Consider the following 18510-nt stretch of genomic DNA (forward strand, 5'->3'; position numbering starts at 1 on the left):
ATTATCCTTTTAAACTGTCGATTTTTTCAACATCAATTGTTGATGAGTTTCGGTAATAAACAACAATAATTGCCAAACCTATTGCTGCCTCTGCTGCTGCAACAGTTAATATAAAAAGAGTGAATATTTGCCCAGAAATGTCATTTAAAAATATTGAAAATGATACTAGGTTAATATTTACAGCTAGCAATATAAGCTCAATACTCATTAATATTACTATAATATTTTTTCTATTTAAAAATAATCCAACTATACCTATAGTGAAAATTATTGCAGCCAATGTAAGATAATGACCTAAACCTATATTAATCATCAGATTTAACTCCTTTATTACTCTCAACATCAATCAATTCAACACCATCAGATCTTTCACGGGATATCTGGCTAAAATAACTTTGTCTTTTAACTCCAGATCTTTGTCTAAATGTAAGAACAATAGCTCCAATCATTGCAACTAATAAAATCATTCCACTTAACTGAAAAACATGAATGTAATCTGTGTATAAAACGTAACCGATTGAATGAGTATTAGTCATATCTCTATCAATTGTTAAAGACATAGCTGAGACAAGATCAGGTTTATATTTCCATCCACCAATTACTATTAATAATTCAAAAAATATTATCACACTAACTATTAGCCCAATAGGTATATGTTTTGAACTTTTTTCTGCACTGAACCACTGATTTTTTTGTTGAGCTACATTTAACATCATAACTACAAATAAAAATAAAATAGCAACAGCCCCAACATAAATAATTAACATAATCATTCCCAAAAATTCAGCGCCAATCATTATAAATAGGCATGAAATACTTATGAAGTCTAAAATTAAAAAGAAAACAGAATGAACAGTGTTTTTAGATACTGTTACCATTATAGCAGAAACAATTGCTATAAAAGAAAATGTATAAAAAAATATCGCGTGCGCTAACATAATTATCTGTGAGAGCTATCAGCTTTAATATTGGCTGCTAAAACATTTTCCCATCTATCTCCATTATCGAGTAATTTTTCTTTATTATAATAAAGCTCTTCTCTTGTTTCGGTTGAAAATTCAAAATTAGGCCCTTGTACAATAGCATCAACTGGACAGGACTTTTCACAAAGACCACAATAAATACACTTCATCATATCAATATCATATCTTGTAGTTTTTCTACTACCATCAGCTCTTTCCGAAGATTCAATTGTAATTGCTTGAGCGGGACAAACAGCTTCACATAATTTACATGCTATGCATCTTTCTTCACCGTTAGAATACCTTCTTAAGGCATGCTCACCTCTAAATCTTGGGCTTATTTTTCCTTTTTCAAAAGGATAATTTATTGTTTTTTTAGATTTAAATATTTCTTTGATTGCAATGTTTAAGCCACCTAAAAAATCTAATAAAAAAATTGTTTTAAATATTCTTGAAATTTTCATAATTAATTGACTGGTAATAAGTTGAAGTAGAACAAATAGCTAGCTGTTAGAACTACCCATGTTAATGATAATGGTAAAAATATCTTCCATCCTAGTCTCATTAATTGATCATATCTATATCTTGGAACAATAGCTTTAACCAAGGCAAACAAAACAAATAAGAATAATATTTTAAATATCATCCAAATTGCACCAGGAATTAAGTTAAATGGATAAAGGTCTATAGGTGATAGCCACCCGCCTAAGAAAAGTATAGATCCCATAGCACACATTAAAAGAATATTCGCATACTCTCCAAGCCAAAACATTGCATACATCATACCTGAATATTCAGTTTGATAACCCGCAACAAGTTCTGCTTCTGCTTCTGGTAAATCAAATGGTGGTCTATTTGTTTCTGCTAAAGAGGAAATAAAGAAAATCACAAACATTGGAAATAATGGGATTACAAACCATAAATTTTTCTGAGCCACAACTATATCGTTCAAATTTAAAGAGCCAACACAAAGTAAAACGTTGATAATAATAACTCCAATTGACACTTCGTATGAAACCATTTGCGCTGCAGACCTAATAGCACCTAAAAATGGATATTTTGAATTTGATGCCCATCCACCCATGATAATTCCATAAACACCTAATGAAGATACGGCAAATAAATAAAGGATACCTACATTGATATCTGCCAATACTTGAGTTGTACTGAAAGGAATAACGGCCCACGAAACTAAAGCCAAAGTCATAGTAACAATTGGTGCTAATATAAAAATTACTTTATCTGAACTTGATGGAATTATAACTTCTTTAAAAATATATTTTAATGCATCAGCTAAAGATTGAAGCAAACCAAAAGGTCCAACAACATTGGGTCCTTGTCTTTTTTGTACAAAAGCCCAAATACGTCGGTCAAGCCATACAATCATAGCCACAGAAACTAAAACAGGAACTAGTAAAAATAATATTTTATAAGTTTGTGAAAAAATTATATTAAGATATTCCATAAATTAACCCTCTGTTCCTGTAGATTTTAAATCTGCTTTTAAACCTCTACACTCAGACATAGTTTTTGAAGCCCTAGCTATCACATTTGAATAATAATAATCATTATCTATTTTTATCAATTCATTTTCAAAAATTAATTCCTTAACTTTTGATGATGTCAAAGAGGTATTTTTTTTAATATGTAGATTTATTTGATTAATTAAACTGCTATCTAATTCATCTTTATCATTAAATAATTTTCTATGATTCATAGATTCAGCAAGTTCATTTATTATTGCCCAATCCTCTTTTGCAAGTTCAGGTGGATATGATGCTTTGTAAGCTTTTTGTAATTTACCTTCTAAATTTGTAAAGTAACCATTTTGCTCTGTATAAGTGGCGCCAGGCAATATGATGTCTGCCATTTCTGCCCCTTTATCACCATGAGAACCTTGATAAATAATAAACTCATTTTTTTTCTCAAAATTAATACTGTCTAAACCTAAAAGATAAACAATTTCAAACTTGTGAGCTTCCAAGTTTTTCAAAACTTCATTGTCACCATTAGTTGTTTTGTATATCCCAAGATCAAATGCACCTACCGTAGATGCGTTTTCAGAGATAACATTTAATGCATACCAATCAATAGAAAGTTTATTATTTTCTTCTAAAAATAGCTTGATTGACTCAAAAATATATTTTGATGATTTGCTTTTTAATGCAGATTGACCCATTATAACCATAGGCTTCTTTGCTTGTTTAATTAAATCAGACACCTCATGTTTGCTCTCAATAATTTTTTTAATTGTTTCGGTGCTTCCATCTAAAGACTGATATGGGAATGTTAGGTCCCCCATTTCATTTAAGGAAATAATTTTAGTTTTATTTTGAAGATAAGCTTTTCTAATTCGAGCATTTAAGATTGTTGCTTCAAATCTAGGATTTGTCCCTAAAAGAAAAATAAAGTCAGACTCTTCTATTCCGTTAATTGATGAATTAAATAAATAATTTTCCCTTTTTTCAGAATTTAAATAAATATGATTATCCCTAGATTCTATATTTTGAGAACCTAATGTTTTATTAAAAAATTCCTTAAATATATAAAGTGTTTCCATATTCGCTAAGTCACCAGTTAACCCACAGATTTTTTCTTTATCAGTATTTTTAAATTTAGATTTAATTATATTAAAAACTTCAGACCATGATGCTTTTTCAAATTTGCCGTTATACTTAATGTAAGGTGTGTCTAATCTTTGGTTTAATAGTCCATCACACGCATGTCTTGATTTATCAGAAATCCATTCCTCATTAATATCTTCATTTATTCTCGGTAAAATTCTTTTTACTTCCCATCCATAAGTATCAACTCTTATATTTGAGCCAATAGCATCCATAACATCAATAGATTCTGTTTTTTTTAACTCCCAAGGTCTTGCTTCAAAAACATATGGTTTAGATGTTAGGGCTCCAACTGGACACAAATCAACAACATTGCCTGATAATTCTGATTGCATCGATTGCTCAAGGTAAGTAGTTATTTGCATATCCTCACCACGTCCTATAGCACCTAATTCTTCTACACCTGCAATTTCCGTAGCAAACCTAACGCATCTAGTGCAATGAATACATCTAGTCATTTGTGTTTTAATTAAAGGACCCATATTTTTTTCAGGAACTTGTCTTTTGTTTTCTTTAAATCTAGATTTATCTACTCCATAAAACATTGATTGATCTTGAAGATCACATTCGCCACCTTGATCACATACAGGGCAATCTAAAGGATGATTTGCAAGCAAAAATTCCATTACACCTTTTCTTGCTTTTCCAACAAATTCAGTATTCGTTTTTATATTCATACCTTCAACAGCAGGCATTGCACATGATGCAACTGGTTTTGGAGATTTTTCAATTTCAACTAGACACATTCTACAATTTCCAGCAATTGAAAGTTTTTCATGGTAACAAAATCTTGGAATTTCAACCCCAGCTATTTCACAAGCCTGCAGGACTGTTAAACCATCTTCAACTTCAACTTCAATATTGTTAACTTTTAACTTAGGCATTTTTTTTATCCAATAAATGTTGATCAACTAAATAAGGAACTTCATTAAGTTTTTTTATTGTTGGTTCAATATTGTTTCTTTCTTCAATTTCTTTTCTAAAGTGTCTTAATAAACCTTGAACAGGCCATGAAGACCCCTCACCAAAAGCACAAATAGTATGACCAGCAATTTGATTTGTAACATCTCCGAGCATTTCAACTTCATCTTTTGAAGCCTCTCCTTTAGCCATTCTTTCTAGCATTCTCCACATCCATCCAGAACCTTCTCTACACGGTGTGCACTGGCCACAGCTTTCATGTTTGTAAAATCTTGCAATTCTTGCCATACACTTAATAATATCTTGGTCATTATTTATAACAACAATACCTGCAGTTCCTAAACCACTTTTTTCAGCAACAAGTGAATCAAAATCCATTGTTAAAGTTTCGCATGTTTTTTTTGGTATGATAGGCATAGAAGAGCCACCCGGTATAACAGCTTGTAAATTTTCCCACCCACCAATTACTCCACCAGCATGTACTTCAATTAATTCTTTAAGAGATATACTCATCTCCTCTTCAACGTTACATGGTTTATTAACATTTCCAGATATACAAAATATTTTAGTTCCTGTATTTTTTGCTTTTCCTAATGATGCAAACCATTTTCCACCTTTTCTCAAAATTGTTGGAATAACAGCTATTGTTTCAACGTTATTAATTATTGTTGGACATCCATATAGCCCTATTAGAGCTGGAAATGGAGGTTTTAATCTTGGTTGACCCTTTTTACCCTCAATACTTTCAAGAAGTGCTGTTTCTTCACCACATATATAAGCGCCTGCTCCATAGTGTATATAAATATCTAAATTCCAACCAGTACCAGAGGCATTTTTTCCGATAAGTTTTTTCTCATAAGCTTCATCAATTGCTTTTTGTAGTTTTTGTCCATCAATAAAATATTCACCACGTATATAAATATAGCAAACATGAGCCTGAACTGCGTATGCAGCAATCAAGCATCCTTCTATCAATTTGTGAGGTTCAAACCTTAAAATATCACGATCCTTACATGTGCCAGGTTCTGATTCATCACCATTTATAACTAGATAGTGAGGTCTAGAACCAAGTTCTTTTGGTGCAAAAGACCATTTAAGCCCTGTAGGGAATCCAGCACCACCTCTACCTCTTAGTTCAGAAGATTTAACCTCATCTACAATCCATTCTCTACCTTTTTTTATTATTTCAGCAGTGTCTACCCAGTCACCTCTATTCTTTGATGACTCAACGTCTGAACCTTTGTCATTATATAAGTTTTGAAATATTCTATCTTTATCTTTAAGCATTTTTTAAATCCAAAAGTGTTTTTCTATTATTTTCAGGTTCATTATTAACTCTTCCTCTGTAGGATCCTGGCTTTGGTGTCTTACCATCAAGTATCTCATCTAAAATCTTTAAAGTTTTTTCTTTATCAAGATCTTCATAATAGTCATCATTAATTTGCATCATTGGAGCATTAACGCATGCACCCAAACACTCAACTTCCATCCAAGAGCACGACTTATCAGCAGATAATTCACTTTCATTTTCTGAAATTTTCTCTTTGCAGGCCTCAACAAGTTTATAAGCTCCTCTAATCATGCATGGAGTAGTTGTACATACCTGAATAAAGTGTTTTCCAACTGGAGATAGGTTATACATTGAGTAAAAAGTGGCCACCTCATAGACTTTTACATAAGGCATATCTAAAAACTTTCCGATATATTTCATTGCTGCAAGTGGTATCCAATTATCATTTTGTTTTTGAGCAATATACAATAGTGCCATTACAGCACTTTGTTGCTTTCCTTCTGGATATTTAGAAACTATTTCTTTTGCAGCAGCTAGACTATCCGTTGTAAATTCAAATTTTTTGGGTTGCTCTTTTGCAGGTTTTCTTAAGCTCATTATCTGTCAACCTCTCCAAAAACAATGTCTAATGAACCTAAAACAGCAGGTACATCGGCTAACATGTGTCCTTTAATTAAATAATCCATTGCTTGTAGATGTGAAAAGCCTGGAGCTCTAATTTTACATTTGTAAGGTTTGCTAGTTCCATCAGAAATTAAATAAACACCAAATTCTCCTTTCGGTGCTTCAACAGCAGTATAAATTTCATCTTTATCAACACGATAACCTTCAGTAAATAATTTAAAGTGATGAATTAAAGCCTCCATAGATTGTTTAATATCTTTTTTAGGTGGAGGACTAATTTTTCCATCTAATGATTTAATAGGTCCTTTTTCCATTTTACTTAAGCATTGTTTTATTATTGAAATACTTTCTCTCATTTCTTCAATTCGACATAAATATCTATCAAAACAATCTCCGTTTTTCCCCACTGGAATCTTAAATTCTAATTGTTCATAACAATCATAAGGTTGTGATTTTCTTAAATCCCAAGGAACACCTGATCCTCTAATCATAACTCCACTAAAAGAATAATCTAACGCATCTTCTTTGGTTACAATTCCTATATCGACATTTCGTTGTTTAAATATTCTGTTATCAGTCAATAATGTTTCAAGATCATCTATTATTTTAGGAAATGACACACAAAATTTACCTATATCTTCTTCAAGACCCATTGGTAAGTCTTGATGAACACCACCAGCTCTAAAATAATTAGCATGCAGTCTTGAACCAGATGCTCTTTCATAAAAGGTCATTAATGTTTCACGTTCTTCAAAACCCCAAAGAGATGGAGTTAAAGCACCTACATCAAGAGCTTGAGTTGTAACATTTAATATATGACTTAATATTCTTCCTATTTCACAAAACATTACCCTAATTAGTTGGGCTCTAATCGGGACATCTATCTTTAAAATTTTTTCTATAGATAAAGCAAAAGCATGCTCTTGATTCATTGGCGCAACATAATCAAGCCTGTCAAAATAAGGGACAGCTTGCATATACGTTTTATTTTCTATTAGTTTTTCTGTTCCTCTGTGAAGAAGTCCTATATGTGGATCAGCTTTTTCAACAATTTCCCCATCTAATTCTAAAATTAATCTTAATACACCATGAGCTGCAGGGTGCTGAGGTCCAAAATTTAAATTTAATGTTTTAGTTTTTTTTGTCATTTTCAAGGTCAGTTTGATCTTTAATATATTTAGTTCCTTCCCAAGGGCTTTCGTAATCAAAATTTCTATAATTTTGCTCTAACTTAACTGGTTCACTAATAACTTTTTTTTGCTCTTCGCTATATCTAACCTCTGTATGACCAGTTAAAGGAAAATCTTTTCTTAAAGGGTGTCCTTCAAAACCATAATCTGTAAGTATTCTTCTCATATCAGGATGGTCTTTAAACTTAACGCCATACATATCAAAAACTTCTCTCTCCATCCAATTAGCAGCAGGATAAATAGGCGTTAGTGATGGTATAACCTCATTTTCACTTATTAGATAACTTAATATAATTCTCTGATTAAACTCATGACTTAAAAATAAATAGACAACTTTAAAACGTTGAGTATTTTCAGGATAATCCACAACAGTAACATCCATTAACTGTCTAAATTTTGTATTTTCGTTACTTTTTATAAATAACGTAACATCTATCAAATCCTCATTATCAATATTAATATATAGCTGCTCATGTTTAATCTCAGTTTTTTTAATTTTAGTTGTAAGTTCTGAGTTAATTTTTTTTTCAAGATCTATTAAGTTTTGCATATAAATTATCTTTCAAAAGATCCTTTGTTTCTAATTTTTTTTTGTAACTGCATAATCCCATAAAGTAATGCTTCAGCAGATGGAGGGCAGCCTGGTACATAAATATCCACAGGAACTATTTTATCACAGCCACGAACTACAGAATAAGAATAGTGGTAATAACCACCGCCATTTGCACAACTTCCCATCGAAATAACATATCTCGGTTCAGGCATTTGATCATAAACTTTTCTTAATGCTGGTGCCATTTTATTGGTTAAGGTTCCAGCTACTATCATAACATCAGATTGCCTAGGTGAGCCTCTCGGTGCAGCACCAAATCTTTCTAGATCATATCTAGGCATTGCTGTTTGCATCATCTCAACTGCACAACAAGCCAAGCCAAAAGTCATCCAGTGTAATGAACCAGCTCTTGACCAGTTTATCAAATTATCAAGGGAAGTTGTTATAAAACCATTTTTACTAAAATCTTCAGCAAGTTTTTTAAATTCTTCAGGAATTTCTTTATTTTTATCTTCTAAGTTCATAATTTTAAATTTTATTCCCAGTCAAGTGCACCTTTTTTCCACTCATAAATAAATCCAATTGTAAGAATAAATAAAAAGATCATCATTGAAATAAAGCCAAGACCTCCAATATTACCTAATGAAATTGCCCAAGGAAAAAGGAAAGCTATCTCTAAATCAAAAATTATAAATAGAATTGCTACCAAATAAAATCTAACATCAAATTCCATTCTTGAGTCTTCAAATGGTTCAAAACCACATTCATAAGCTGATAATTTTTCAGGATCTGGATGTTTGGGTGAAAGTATCAAGTTCACAACAACAAAAGCACAACTCAGAACAAGAGCAATAATCAAAAATATAATAATTGGTAGATAATCTTTTAAAAATTCTGAAAGCATTTGAGTCTATATAGCAGTTTTTATATCATGTTGAAGGGCACTTACGTCACATTTTAAATAATATAAACCTTAAATAATAAGGAAAAGTGGCGGGAGTGAAGGGACTCGAACCCTCGACCTATCGCGTGACAGGCGATCGCTCTAACCAACTGAGCTACACCCCCACTTTAGTTGTTTTGGTGGGCAGTAAAGGACTCGAACCTTTGACCCCCTCGGTGTAAACGAGATGCTCTACCAACTGAGCTAACCGCCCAAAACCAAATTACGCACCTTTTATAACAACTTATTTGAGAAAGCAAACACTTAAGAAAGGCATATGAGGGAAATAAGTGAACAAACTCCATACCTATAGCATACCTGGCTTTTGGAAGATGGAATTTTATTCTCCATACCTGGTGCATACCTGGCTGCTTTTTTATTACCCTCGTTCAAGTGAGGGTAATGACAACAAACCCAGAACCACGATCCCTAAAAGTTTTTTCATATTAAAAGTTTAAAATAGATTGAACACTTTCCCTATAATTTTCTTTTTTATTGGAACAACTAAAATGAAAAGGATTTAGGTTGGCAAAGGCAGTTGAGTATGGTTGAGTCTAGTTGGCACTAGAGATAAAATGGGTGGTTAATTTTAGCTGCTTTTGCTAAGATAAACTATGAGAGTTTTTTTAGGAACTATTATTATAAGCTTTTTTTTTTACAGTGTAGCTCTATCAGAAATTTCACTTCCTGAATGTGAGGGAAATGACAATAATATTTCTACATTCTTTTTAGAACAGCCTAGTGAATTGGGAAAATTAAAAAAATTAATATCAAAGTCAAAAGCGTGGAAAAATTATTTAGCACATTATAAAAAAACAAGAAAATGGACAGAATGTCAGGGAACAGGTATGGGGCCTAGAGGAGAAAAATATATTGGTGAATGGAAAAAAGGCAAGTTTCATGGATCAGGAACTTTTGCTCATGATGGTAGAGAGTTTAATGGTTTATGGCAAAAAGGTAAAAAGAATGGAATAGGCACTTACAAATATACCAATGGAGATATGTATGTTGGTGAGTGGAAGGAAAGTAAATATAGCAAAAGTGGTACATACATATATGCCAATGGTGATAAATATTCTGGTGAATGGAAGAAAGATGAATACAATATTCCAGACAACCAACTTGAACGTCATGGAACAGGAATTTATACATATATAAATGGAGATATATATGATGGTAATTGGAAAATGGGCTTGAAGCATGGAAAGGGAATTTACACATATGCAAATGAAAAAATCCAAAAAGGTATTTGGAAAAAAGATAAATTTGTAAAATGAAAAAAGCTTTTTTTAATTTTGTAACAAATTTTGGCCCTCTAGTAATTTTTTTTTATTTTTATTATAATAACGGCAAAGACTTAATGCTTGCTATACCACCTCTTATTATTGCTACTTTAATTTCATTAATTGCTGTTGGTTTCCTTAAAAAAAAAATAGCTATTGTTCCATTGTTAGGGGGATTTTTTATTATTTTATTTGGTGGATTAACTATTTACTTTAATAATCCAATCTTTATTTACTTAAAACCTACAGTACTAAATATTTCTATTGGTTTAATTTGTTTATTTGGTAATTATTTTAATGAAGGACCAATTATTAAAAGATTACTGGGTAGTTCGATATCCATGAAACAAGAAGGTTGGAAAATATTTAACCACCGATGGGTATTATTTGTTTTTGGATTAGCATTATTGAATGAATTAGTTTGGAGAACCCAATCTGAAGAGTTTTGGATAAATCTTAAAGTTTGGGGAACTCCAATATTAAGTATGTTTTTTTCATTTTTTCAAATCAAATTGATTAAAAAATTTAATATTGAAAAAGTAGATGATAAAAATTTGAGTTAGATTAAAATAAAATTATTAGGTGTTATTTAATCTCATGCAAATAAATTTATCTTCACCCTTGTTGATTAAAGCTTCTTTCATTGCATTTCGATTTGGTACTCTTCTTTTTTGCTTCCAATAACCAACTTCTTTCCACATTGCACATAGCTCATCAAGCTCCATTTTTGTATAATGTACAACTAACTCATTATGTGGTGCATGTTTATACCAAAAAGTAGAACCTTCTTTAAATGCATTAGCTGCATTCGTATAAAAAACAGTAATACAAATTATAATAAGAACTTGATTTAATTTTTTCATAATTTTTAACACCGGAAAAATACTAAATAAATTTTTCCGATGTTTAAATGTTTTATGATTAATCTATTCTGAGTATTGAACTAAAGCCCAAACTGCTAAAAAAATTAATACTCCACCCCAAAATGCTCCTGCATCTGCACCCATTTTATCTCCTTTGTTAAATTAACGTTAATTTAATATAAACAACCTTACACTTTTGAACATTCAACTCCATCTAATTAAAGATCATTTGACAACAATTAAGAGTAAATATTCAACCTGGGGAAGGTTTTTAGTTATAACAGCTAATTGTAAATCTCATTTTCATGAAATTTCATTAAATTACTGGAAACAACCTAACCATCTAGATCCATAGGGAATAGAGTATCTTTTAGATTCACATGTGTATTTATTCTGGTAAGGACCCATGCATTTCTGCAAACTCCCACCTTGCTCAATATAACAGGCGTACCATGGTGCGTGGTAACTAGCTTCTGATTTATCTGAAGTTAATAATTGCACACCAAATAAAATAGTGAGTGCAATTGCTACAAGTTTAAAATGTTTCATAAGAAATCCTAACACACAATCTGCACACAATCTGCTTTAAAGTTTTGTTAGTTTCTAGATTAAGTTGCATCAACTTTGTTGCAAAATAAGGATTATAGAAACACGGTCTGGGGCACTGAGTAACAGAACGCCCCTTATAACTCTTCTAGTTTGCTGAATTTGTAATGCTGATTAACGTTTAGATTACTTTTTGTTGGGCTCTGGTCGGGATTTTCTTCAAATATTATTTTGCATTCTTATATTTATTGCAGTGTACAGAGGCAAAGTTGATCTTCTTCATCATATGGGCATTGCCCTTCATTATAATTTTATCAAATTTCTTATCAGTGTACTTATTGCTAATCATGGTAACTGCACATTTGCAGTATTCAGCTGCTCTAGCTTGTGTATTTCCATTTGCAACCATTCCATCACGGCAAACTTCATATTCATAATTTGCTCTATCAGAACTTAATGAAAAACTTGTATTGCTTACTAACATTCCCAGAAACACAATTCCTAAAAGTTTTTTCATGAACTAAGACCCTACCAAACCCCTAATCAGGTGTCTAGGTGATGGAATGAGATGAGGTCAATTTGAAGAAAAATAAGAATTATGGAACAACTTTTTCCATACCTATTGCATACCTGGCTTGATTATGGGTCACCCATTGAGTAAGCTATTACTGTTGTAGATGAAAGATTATTTAAGTTTTTGTTTTTCTGGATTAGCTTAGTGTAAACGAGATGCTCTACCAACTGAGCTAACCGCCCAAAACAAGCGCTACTAATACATCAAGGAATAGATAATGTAAATTGGTAATTATTGAATACTTGCTTGAGATTTACCTTCAGATTGAGAAATTTTATCAACCTCTACCCACTCAACTCTTTTTAACTCTTTAGTTAATGCTATTTTTAATACTTCATCAGCATGCTCAACTGGAGTAATTTTTATATCATCAATAATCTTCTTAGGCATATCAACAAGATCTTTTTCATTTTCTTTAGGAATTATAACTTGTTTTATTCCAGCTCTATGTGCTGCTAATAGTTTTTCTTTTAATCCACCAATTGGCAATACTTGACCTGTTAATGTCACCTCACCAGTCATTGCAACATCTCTTCTGACAGGATTGTTTGTAATTGCAGATACTATTGAAGTAACCATTCCAATTCCTGCTGAAGGGCCGTCTTTAGGTGTTGCTCCTTCTGGAACATGAATATGAAAATCTTTTTTTTCAAACAAGGGAGGAATAATTCCATAATCTAAACTTTTTGATCTAATGAAAGATTTTGCAGCCTTGATAGATTCCTGCATCACATCTCCAAGTTTACCAGTAATTTGCATTCTACCTTTTCCAGGCATTATAACTGTTTCAATTTTAAGAATTTCTCCACCATATTCAGTCCAAGCCAAACCTGTAACAACGCCAATTTTGTCTTCGCTTTCAAGTTCGCCAAATTTAAATTTTTGGATTCCTAAATAATCTGGCAAATTTTTTAAATTAATTTTAACTTCTTTCTCTTCACCAGAAACTACTTTTTTAACAACTTTCCTAGCTACTTTTGAAATTTCTCTTTCTAAATTTCTTACACCAGACTCTTTTGTATAACTTTGGATAATTTCTTTTATGATGTCCTCAGATAAAGTCATTTCATTTTCTTTAACCCCATTATCTTTAATTTGTTTAGGAAGTAGATACTTATTTGCAATATTAATTTTTTCATCCTCTGTATAACCAGCCAATCTAATTACTTCCATTCTATCTAATAATGGAGGTAGGATATTTAAAGTATTAGCTGTAGTTACAAACATCACATCAGATAAGTCATAATCTACTTCTAGGTAATGATCATTAAATGTAGCATTTTGTTCTGGATCTAATGCTTCTAATAAAGCAGAAGATGGATCACCTCTGTAATCATTTCCAATTTTATCTATTTCATCAAGAAGAATAAGTGGATTTTTTGTACCTGCTTTTTTCATCATTTGAATAATTTTACCAGGTAAAGAACCAATATAAGTTCTTCTATGACCTCTTATTTCAGCTTCATCTCTCATACCACCAACAGAAACTCTTACAAACTCTCTATTAGTAGCTTTCGCGATAGATTTTCCTAATGATGTTTTACCAACACCAGGAGGACCAACTAAGCATAAAATTGGGCCTTTAATTTTCTCCATTCTTTTTTGGACTGCTAAAAATTCAATAATTCTTTCTTTAACTTTTTCTAAACCAAAATGATCGGCATCAAGAACAGAAAGTGCTTTCTTAAGATCAATATCAACCTGATCTTTTTTATACCAAGGTAAATCTGTCATCCAATCAAGATAATTTCTGACAACGGTAGCCTCTGCAGACATGGGACTCATGTTTTTTAATTTTTTAAGCTCAGCCATACATTTCTTCTCAACATCTTTTGGCATTTTTGCTTTAATGATTAATTTATTTAAACTTGAAGTCTCATCTTTTCCATCTTCAATTTCACCTAATTCTTTTTGAATAGCTTTAAGTTGTTCATTTAAATAATATTCCCTTTGAGTTTTTTCCATTTGAGTCTTAACTCTGCCTCTAATTCTTTTTTCAACTCCAATAATACTAGTTTCATTCTCCATTATTTTAATTATAGAATTAAGTCTTTTCTTAACATCTATAGTTTCAAAAATTTGCTGCTTCTCTGAAATAGTAGCTGTTAGGTGAGACGCAATATTATCAGCGATATGTGATGCGTCAGTTAATTTCTTAATGTTATTAATTGTTTCACTTGATATTTTTTTATTAATTGAAGTTAGTTTTCCTAATCTTCTAACTGCAGTCATTGCTAATGGTATCAAGTCTTCATCATTAGTTACCACATCATGATGATGAGCATATTCACAAATAATAAATTTCTCATTATCTTTAAAATTTAAGATTTTTACTCTTTTGCTTCCTTCAACTAAAACTTTTACTGTGCCATCTGGTAGTTTTAATAATTGTAAAATATTACCTTCACAACCATACATAAAAACATCAGTTTTTTTTGGATCATCTATTTCTGAATTTTTTTGGGTAACTAGAACAATTTTTTTGTCCTTTTTCATAACTTCATTTAAAGCAGCAATAGATTTATCTCTACCTACAAATAAAGGAATAACCATATTTGGAAATACAACAATATCTCTTAACGGTAATAAAGGTCGTTCAATTTTAACATCCATCATCTAAATATGGATATTAAATATAATATTGCAATAGCTATTTATTACTTATTAACGTGAAATTAAGCAGCTGAAGTTTTGTCTGTCTTAGTTTTGCTGCTATTTTTTGAATGAACTATGATTGGTTGAGATAGTCCTTTAGCCGCACTAGCGTCTACAATAACTTCCTCTACATTGTCTTGACTTGGAAGATCATACATTGTTTTTAATAAAATATTTTCCAAGATTGATCTAAGACCTCTGGCCCCAGTCTTCTTGTTAATTGCTTTTTGTGCAATCTCTTTAATTGCATTTTCTTTAAAGCTTAACTTGGCTCCATCTAATTTAAATAATTCTTGGTATTGTTTAATTAGTGAGTTTTTTGGTTCTTGTAATATTTTAACTAAAGTTTTTTCATCAAGATCTTCTAAGGTTGCTATCATTGGAAGTCTGCCAATAAATTCTGGGATTAAGCCATACTTTAACAAATCTTCAGGTTCTAAAGTTTTCATCCATTCACCTGTTTTTTTATCATCTGTTTTTTTAACATTTGCACCAAATCCTATTGATGTACCTTTATCTCTTTGAGATATTATTTTGTCTAAGCCAGCGAATGCTCCTCCACAAATAAACAAAATGTTTGTAGTATCTACTTGTAAAAATTCTTGTTGTGGATGCTTTCTTCCTCCTTGAGGTGGAACACTTGCTACCGTCCCTTCCATAATTTTTAATAGTGCTTGTTGCACACCCTCCCCAGATACATCTCTTGTAATAGAAGGGTTTTCTGACTTTCTGCTAATCTTATCAACTTCATCAATATATACAATTCCACGTTGTGCTTTTTCAACGTTGTAATCAGCAGCTTGTAATAATTTTAAAATTATATTTTCAACATCTTCACCAACATAACCTGCTTCAGTTAAAGTTGTTGCATCTGCCATTGTAAATGGAACGTCAAGAATTCTTGCTAATGTTTGAGCTAATAAAGTTTTTCCACAACCAGTTGGACCAACTAAAAGAATATTTGATTTTGAAAGTTCAACTGTTTTGCTTGTTTTGCTCTCGTAATTAAGTCTTTTATAATGATTATGAACAGCAACTGATAAAACTTTTTTTGCGTGAGGTTGACCAATAACATAATCATCTAATACAGCACAAATTTCTTTTGGTGGTGGTAATCCATCTTGATGTTTAACAAATGTGTCTTTGCTTTCTTCTTTGATGATATCCATGCATAGTTCAACACATTCATCGCATATAAATACAGTTGGACCTGCAATAAGCTTTCTAACTTCATGCTGACTCTTTCCACAAAAAGAACAGTAAAGAATATTTTTATTATTTGTTGTCATATAATTTATAAACGAATCAATTAAGATACTTTAATATAGATGACTCATACTAATCAAGTATCAGTTTACAGAGCTGTCAAGATGTAGTGTATTAAGATCTATTTTCGACTACTGCGTCAATCAAACCAAACTCTTTTGCAGTATCTGGCTTCATAAAGTTATCACGTTCTAGTGCTTTCTTCACATCATCAACTGATTTTCCAGTATGTCTTGAGTAAATTTCATTAAGTCTTTTCTTTAGATCCATAACTTCATTGGCATGGATCTCAATATCAGTTGCTTGTCCTTGAAAACCAGCAGAAGGTTGGTGAACCATAATTCTAGAATTTGGCAAAGAAAATCTTTTACCTTTTTTACCTGCAGCTAATAAAAATGAACCCATTGATGCAGCTTGACCAATACATAATGTTGAAACATCTGGCTTGATGTATTGCATAGTATCATAAATTCCAAGACCAGCTGTTACTAGTCCTCCAGGACTATTAATATATAAATTAATTTCTTTTTTTGGATCTTCAGACTCCAAAAATAGAAGTTGAGCTGTAACTAAAGATGCTACGTTATCATTTATTGGTCCTACTAAAAAAATAATTCTCTCTTTAAGAAGTCTTGAATAAATATCATAAGCTCTCTCACCTTTGTTTGATTGTTCAACAACCATTGGTACTAGAGTATTCATTTGATCTGATAAGTTTGTTATCATAAATTGATTCTCTTACTTATACAACTTGTGATTACTTTTTACTAACTTTTTTTGTTGAAGGTTTTTTAGATGCTGAGGGTTTTTTTGATACTGAGGGTTCTGGTTTTTTTTCAATTTTAGCAGATTTTGAAGCTTTTTTTTCCTCTGGATGATCATGGTCATGATTATGGTCATGTTCATGATTATGATCTTGTTTTTGATGTTCTTTTAAAATTTTTTCTGCTTTTTCTTTGCTAATTTCTTTTTTAGATGGTTTCGCTTTAGTTTTTATTAGATCAATAATTTTTTCCTCATACACAGTTCCCCTTAAACTGGCTAATGCTGAGGGATTTTTTTGATAAAATTCCATAACCATCTTTTCTTGGCCAGGCATCATTCTAAGCTGTTTTTGAACTTCTGCTTGAACTTCTTGTTCAGTTACTTTGATTTTATTTAGTTCACCAAATTCATTTAAGATTAACCCAACTTTAATTCTTTTTTTAGCAATTTTTTCAAAATTTTTTCTACTTTTTTTAGAATCTTCTTCAGTCATGCCTTGGGATAAAATTTTAATCTCTTCTTCAATTAAGTTTTCTGGAATTTCATCCACTTTAAAGTTTTCAATTTCTTTCAAGATTTGGGTTTTAGCTAATTTATCTAGAGAATTTTTGTATTCATCATTAATTTGTTTGCTAACTAATACCTTTAAATCAGCAAGATCTTTTGCACCTAAATTTTTTGCAAAGTCATCATCAATTTTTACCTCTTCTGATTTTTTTACTTCTATAATCTTACATATAAAATTAGCTTTCTTATTTGCATATTCTTTTTGCGGATAATTTTCAGGCAGAGTAACATCAACAGATTTTTCATCATTTTTCTTAACTCCAGTCAGTTGCTTATCAAAGCCCTTAATAAATAAGTCCTTACCTAGAATTAATTGAGTATTTTTTCCTTCACCACCCGTAAAATCTTTTCCATCAATTGTTGCTTTGTAGTCAAAAATAACTAAATTTTCTTCTACCGCAGTAACATCGGCTGCAACTTCCTTAAAATTGTTCTGACTTTTGGCAATTTCTTTAATTCTTTTGTCTGTTTCGTTAGTGTCAATTTTAACTGAATATTCATCAAATTTAATATTTTCAACAGACTTTAGCTCTACTTTTGGAAGCTCCGTTACCGACATTATATATTCTAGATCTTTATCTTCACCATAGGTTTTAAGATCGAGCTTAGGTTGCCCCGCTGGCTTAATTTTATTATCCTCTAAAGCTTTAACTGAGGTGTCTTTAAGAACTTTATCAAGTACTTCACTAAAAATTGCTTGACCAAATTGTCTTTTTAAAACTTCCTTAGGTACCTTCCCTGGTCTAAAACCTTTTAAGTTAAAGGTCTTTTTAATTTCTTCATATTTTTCATCCATATAAGAATTCATAGTTTTTTTATCTATGAAAACTTTAATGTCTTTATTTAAACCTTTTTTATTTTCTACTGTAACTTTCATAATTTT

At 31.3% G+C, this 18510-nt stretch carries 20 protein-coding genes and 2 tRNA genes; 2 read left to right on the plus strand and 20 right to left on the minus strand.

Annotation, left to right across the window (positions count from 1 at the left end; genetic code table 11):
- Nucleotide 1: 1 nt before the first annotated feature.
- The 13 genes from nuoK to ABXT61_RS03870 all read right to left on the minus strand — a co-directional run bounded on the left by nuoK (nt 2) and on the right by ABXT61_RS03870 (nt 9322).
- Complete coding sequence (gene nuoK, locus ABXT61_RS03810; RefSeq protein WP_415315937.1) at nt 2-310, minus strand: NADH-quinone oxidoreductase subunit NuoK; 309 nt, start codon at nt 308-310, stop codon at nt 2-4.
- On the minus strand, nt 306-938 hold the full coding sequence (locus tag ABXT61_RS03815; RefSeq protein WP_415315929.1) for an NADH-quinone oxidoreductase subunit J: 633 nt from the start codon (nt 936-938) through the stop codon (nt 306-308). The genes nuoK and ABXT61_RS03815 overlap by 5 nt, the downstream gene beginning before the upstream one ends.
- A gap of 2 nt (nt 939-940) precedes the next feature.
- The gene (nuoI, locus tag ABXT61_RS03820) at nt 941-1426 is read right to left on the minus strand and encodes an NADH-quinone oxidoreductase subunit NuoI (protein ID WP_415315930.1); all 486 of its coding nucleotides are present in this window, start codon (nt 1424-1426) and stop codon (nt 941-943) included.
- Between the two features lie 2 nt (nt 1427-1428).
- Entirely contained in the window at nt 1429-2427 is a 999-nt protein-coding gene (gene nuoH, locus ABXT61_RS03825; protein ID WP_415314456.1) for an NADH-quinone oxidoreductase subunit NuoH, read from the minus strand.
- 3 nt (nt 2428-2430) lie between these two features.
- Nucleotides 2431-4470 carry an NADH-quinone oxidoreductase subunit NuoG gene (gene nuoG, locus ABXT61_RS03830; protein ID WP_415314457.1) on the minus strand — a complete coding sequence of 680 codons (2040 nt, stop codon included), beginning with the start codon at nt 4468-4470 and terminating at the stop codon, nt 2431-2433.
- Nucleotides 4463-5794 (minus strand): NADH-quinone oxidoreductase subunit NuoF, encoded by a 1332-nt coding sequence (gene nuoF / locus ABXT61_RS03835; RefSeq protein ID WP_415314458.1) that lies wholly within the window; start codon nt 5792-5794, stop codon nt 4463-4465. The genes nuoG and nuoF overlap by 8 nt, the downstream gene beginning before the upstream one ends.
- The gene (gene nuoE, locus ABXT61_RS03840) at nt 5787-6395 is read right to left on the minus strand and encodes an NADH-quinone oxidoreductase subunit NuoE (protein WP_415314459.1); all 609 of its coding nucleotides are present in this window, start codon (nt 6393-6395) and stop codon (nt 5787-5789) included. Before nuoE ends, nuoF begins: the two co-directional genes overlap by 8 nt.
- Entirely contained in the window at nt 6395-7570 is a 1176-nt protein-coding gene (locus tag ABXT61_RS03845; RefSeq protein ID WP_415314460.1) for an NADH-quinone oxidoreductase subunit D, read from the minus strand. Before ABXT61_RS03845 ends, nuoE begins: the two co-directional genes overlap by 1 nt.
- Nucleotides 7554-8162 carry an NADH-quinone oxidoreductase subunit C gene (locus ABXT61_RS03850; RefSeq protein WP_415314461.1) on the minus strand — a complete coding sequence of 203 codons (609 nt, stop codon included), beginning with the start codon at nt 8160-8162 and terminating at the stop codon, nt 7554-7556. Before ABXT61_RS03850 ends, ABXT61_RS03845 begins: the two co-directional genes overlap by 17 nt.
- A gap of 5 nt (nt 8163-8167) precedes the next feature.
- Nucleotides 8168-8689 carry a NuoB/complex I 20 kDa subunit family protein gene (locus ABXT61_RS03855; RefSeq protein WP_415314462.1) on the minus strand — a complete coding sequence of 174 codons (522 nt, stop codon included), beginning with the start codon at nt 8687-8689 and terminating at the stop codon, nt 8168-8170.
- A gap of 11 nt (nt 8690-8700) precedes the next feature.
- Entirely contained in the window at nt 8701-9069 is a 369-nt protein-coding gene (locus tag ABXT61_RS03860; protein ID WP_415314463.1) for an NADH-quinone oxidoreductase subunit A, read from the minus strand.
- An 87-nt stretch (nt 9070-9156) separates the two neighbouring features.
- Nucleotides 9157-9233: transfer RNA gene (locus ABXT61_RS03865), tRNA-Asp, on the minus strand.
- Between the two features lie 13 nt (nt 9234-9246).
- Nucleotides 9247-9322 (minus strand) — tRNA-Val (locus ABXT61_RS03870).
- 400 nt (nt 9323-9722) lie between these two features.
- Between ABXT61_RS03870 and ABXT61_RS03875 the strand changes: the two genes are divergently transcribed.
- Both ABXT61_RS03875 and ABXT61_RS03880 read left to right on the plus strand, forming a co-directional pair.
- Nucleotides 9723-10385: an MORN repeat-containing protein gene (locus ABXT61_RS03875; RefSeq protein WP_415314464.1), complete on the plus strand. Its 663-nt coding sequence runs from the start codon at nt 9723-9725 to the stop codon at nt 10383-10385.
- Entirely contained in the window at nt 10382-10954 is a 573-nt protein-coding gene (locus ABXT61_RS03880; RefSeq protein WP_415314465.1) for an inner membrane-spanning protein YciB, read from the plus strand. The genes ABXT61_RS03875 and ABXT61_RS03880 overlap by 4 nt, the downstream gene beginning before the upstream one ends.
- Nucleotides 10955-10969: 15 nt before the next feature.
- Here ABXT61_RS03880 and ABXT61_RS03885 read toward each other — a convergent pair whose 3' ends face one another.
- From ABXT61_RS03885 to tig, 7 genes are all read right to left on the minus strand, one after another.
- Nucleotides 10970-11254: a hypothetical protein gene (locus ABXT61_RS03885; protein WP_415314466.1), complete on the minus strand. Its 285-nt coding sequence runs from the start codon at nt 11252-11254 to the stop codon at nt 10970-10972.
- A gap of 321 nt (nt 11255-11575) precedes the next feature.
- Nucleotides 11576-11803, minus strand: a complete 228-nt coding sequence (locus ABXT61_RS03890; protein ID WP_415314467.1) for a hypothetical protein — start codon at nt 11801-11803, stop codon at nt 11576-11578.
- Between the two features lie 223 nt (nt 11804-12026).
- Nucleotides 12027-12317: a hypothetical protein gene (locus tag ABXT61_RS03895; RefSeq protein WP_415314468.1), complete on the minus strand. Its 291-nt coding sequence runs from the start codon at nt 12315-12317 to the stop codon at nt 12027-12029.
- A 288-nt stretch (nt 12318-12605) separates the two neighbouring features.
- Nucleotides 12606-14990: an endopeptidase La gene (gene lon, locus ABXT61_RS03900; protein WP_415314469.1), complete on the minus strand. Its 2385-nt coding sequence runs from the start codon at nt 14988-14990 to the stop codon at nt 12606-12608.
- 59 nt (nt 14991-15049) lie between these two features.
- Nucleotides 15050-16318 carry an ATP-dependent Clp protease ATP-binding subunit ClpX gene (clpX, locus tag ABXT61_RS03905; protein WP_415314470.1) on the minus strand — a complete coding sequence of 423 codons (1269 nt, stop codon included), beginning with the start codon at nt 16316-16318 and terminating at the stop codon, nt 15050-15052.
- A gap of 91 nt (nt 16319-16409) precedes the next feature.
- Complete coding sequence (gene clpP, locus ABXT61_RS03910) at nt 16410-17021, minus strand: ATP-dependent Clp endopeptidase proteolytic subunit ClpP (protein WP_415314471.1); 612 nt, start codon at nt 17019-17021, stop codon at nt 16410-16412.
- Nucleotides 17022-17052: 31 nt separating this feature from the next.
- Nucleotides 17053-18504 carry a trigger factor gene (tig, locus tag ABXT61_RS03915; protein WP_415314472.1) on the minus strand — a complete coding sequence of 484 codons (1452 nt, stop codon included), beginning with the start codon at nt 18502-18504 and terminating at the stop codon, nt 17053-17055.
- Between the last annotated feature and the right edge of the window lie 6 nt (nt 18505-18510).

Origin of the sequence: Candidatus Pelagibacter sp. Uisw_137 (assembly GCF_047720245.1) — a bacterium.
In the GTDB taxonomy this organism is placed as follows: domain Bacteria; phylum Pseudomonadota; class Alphaproteobacteria; order Pelagibacterales; family Pelagibacteraceae; genus Pelagibacter.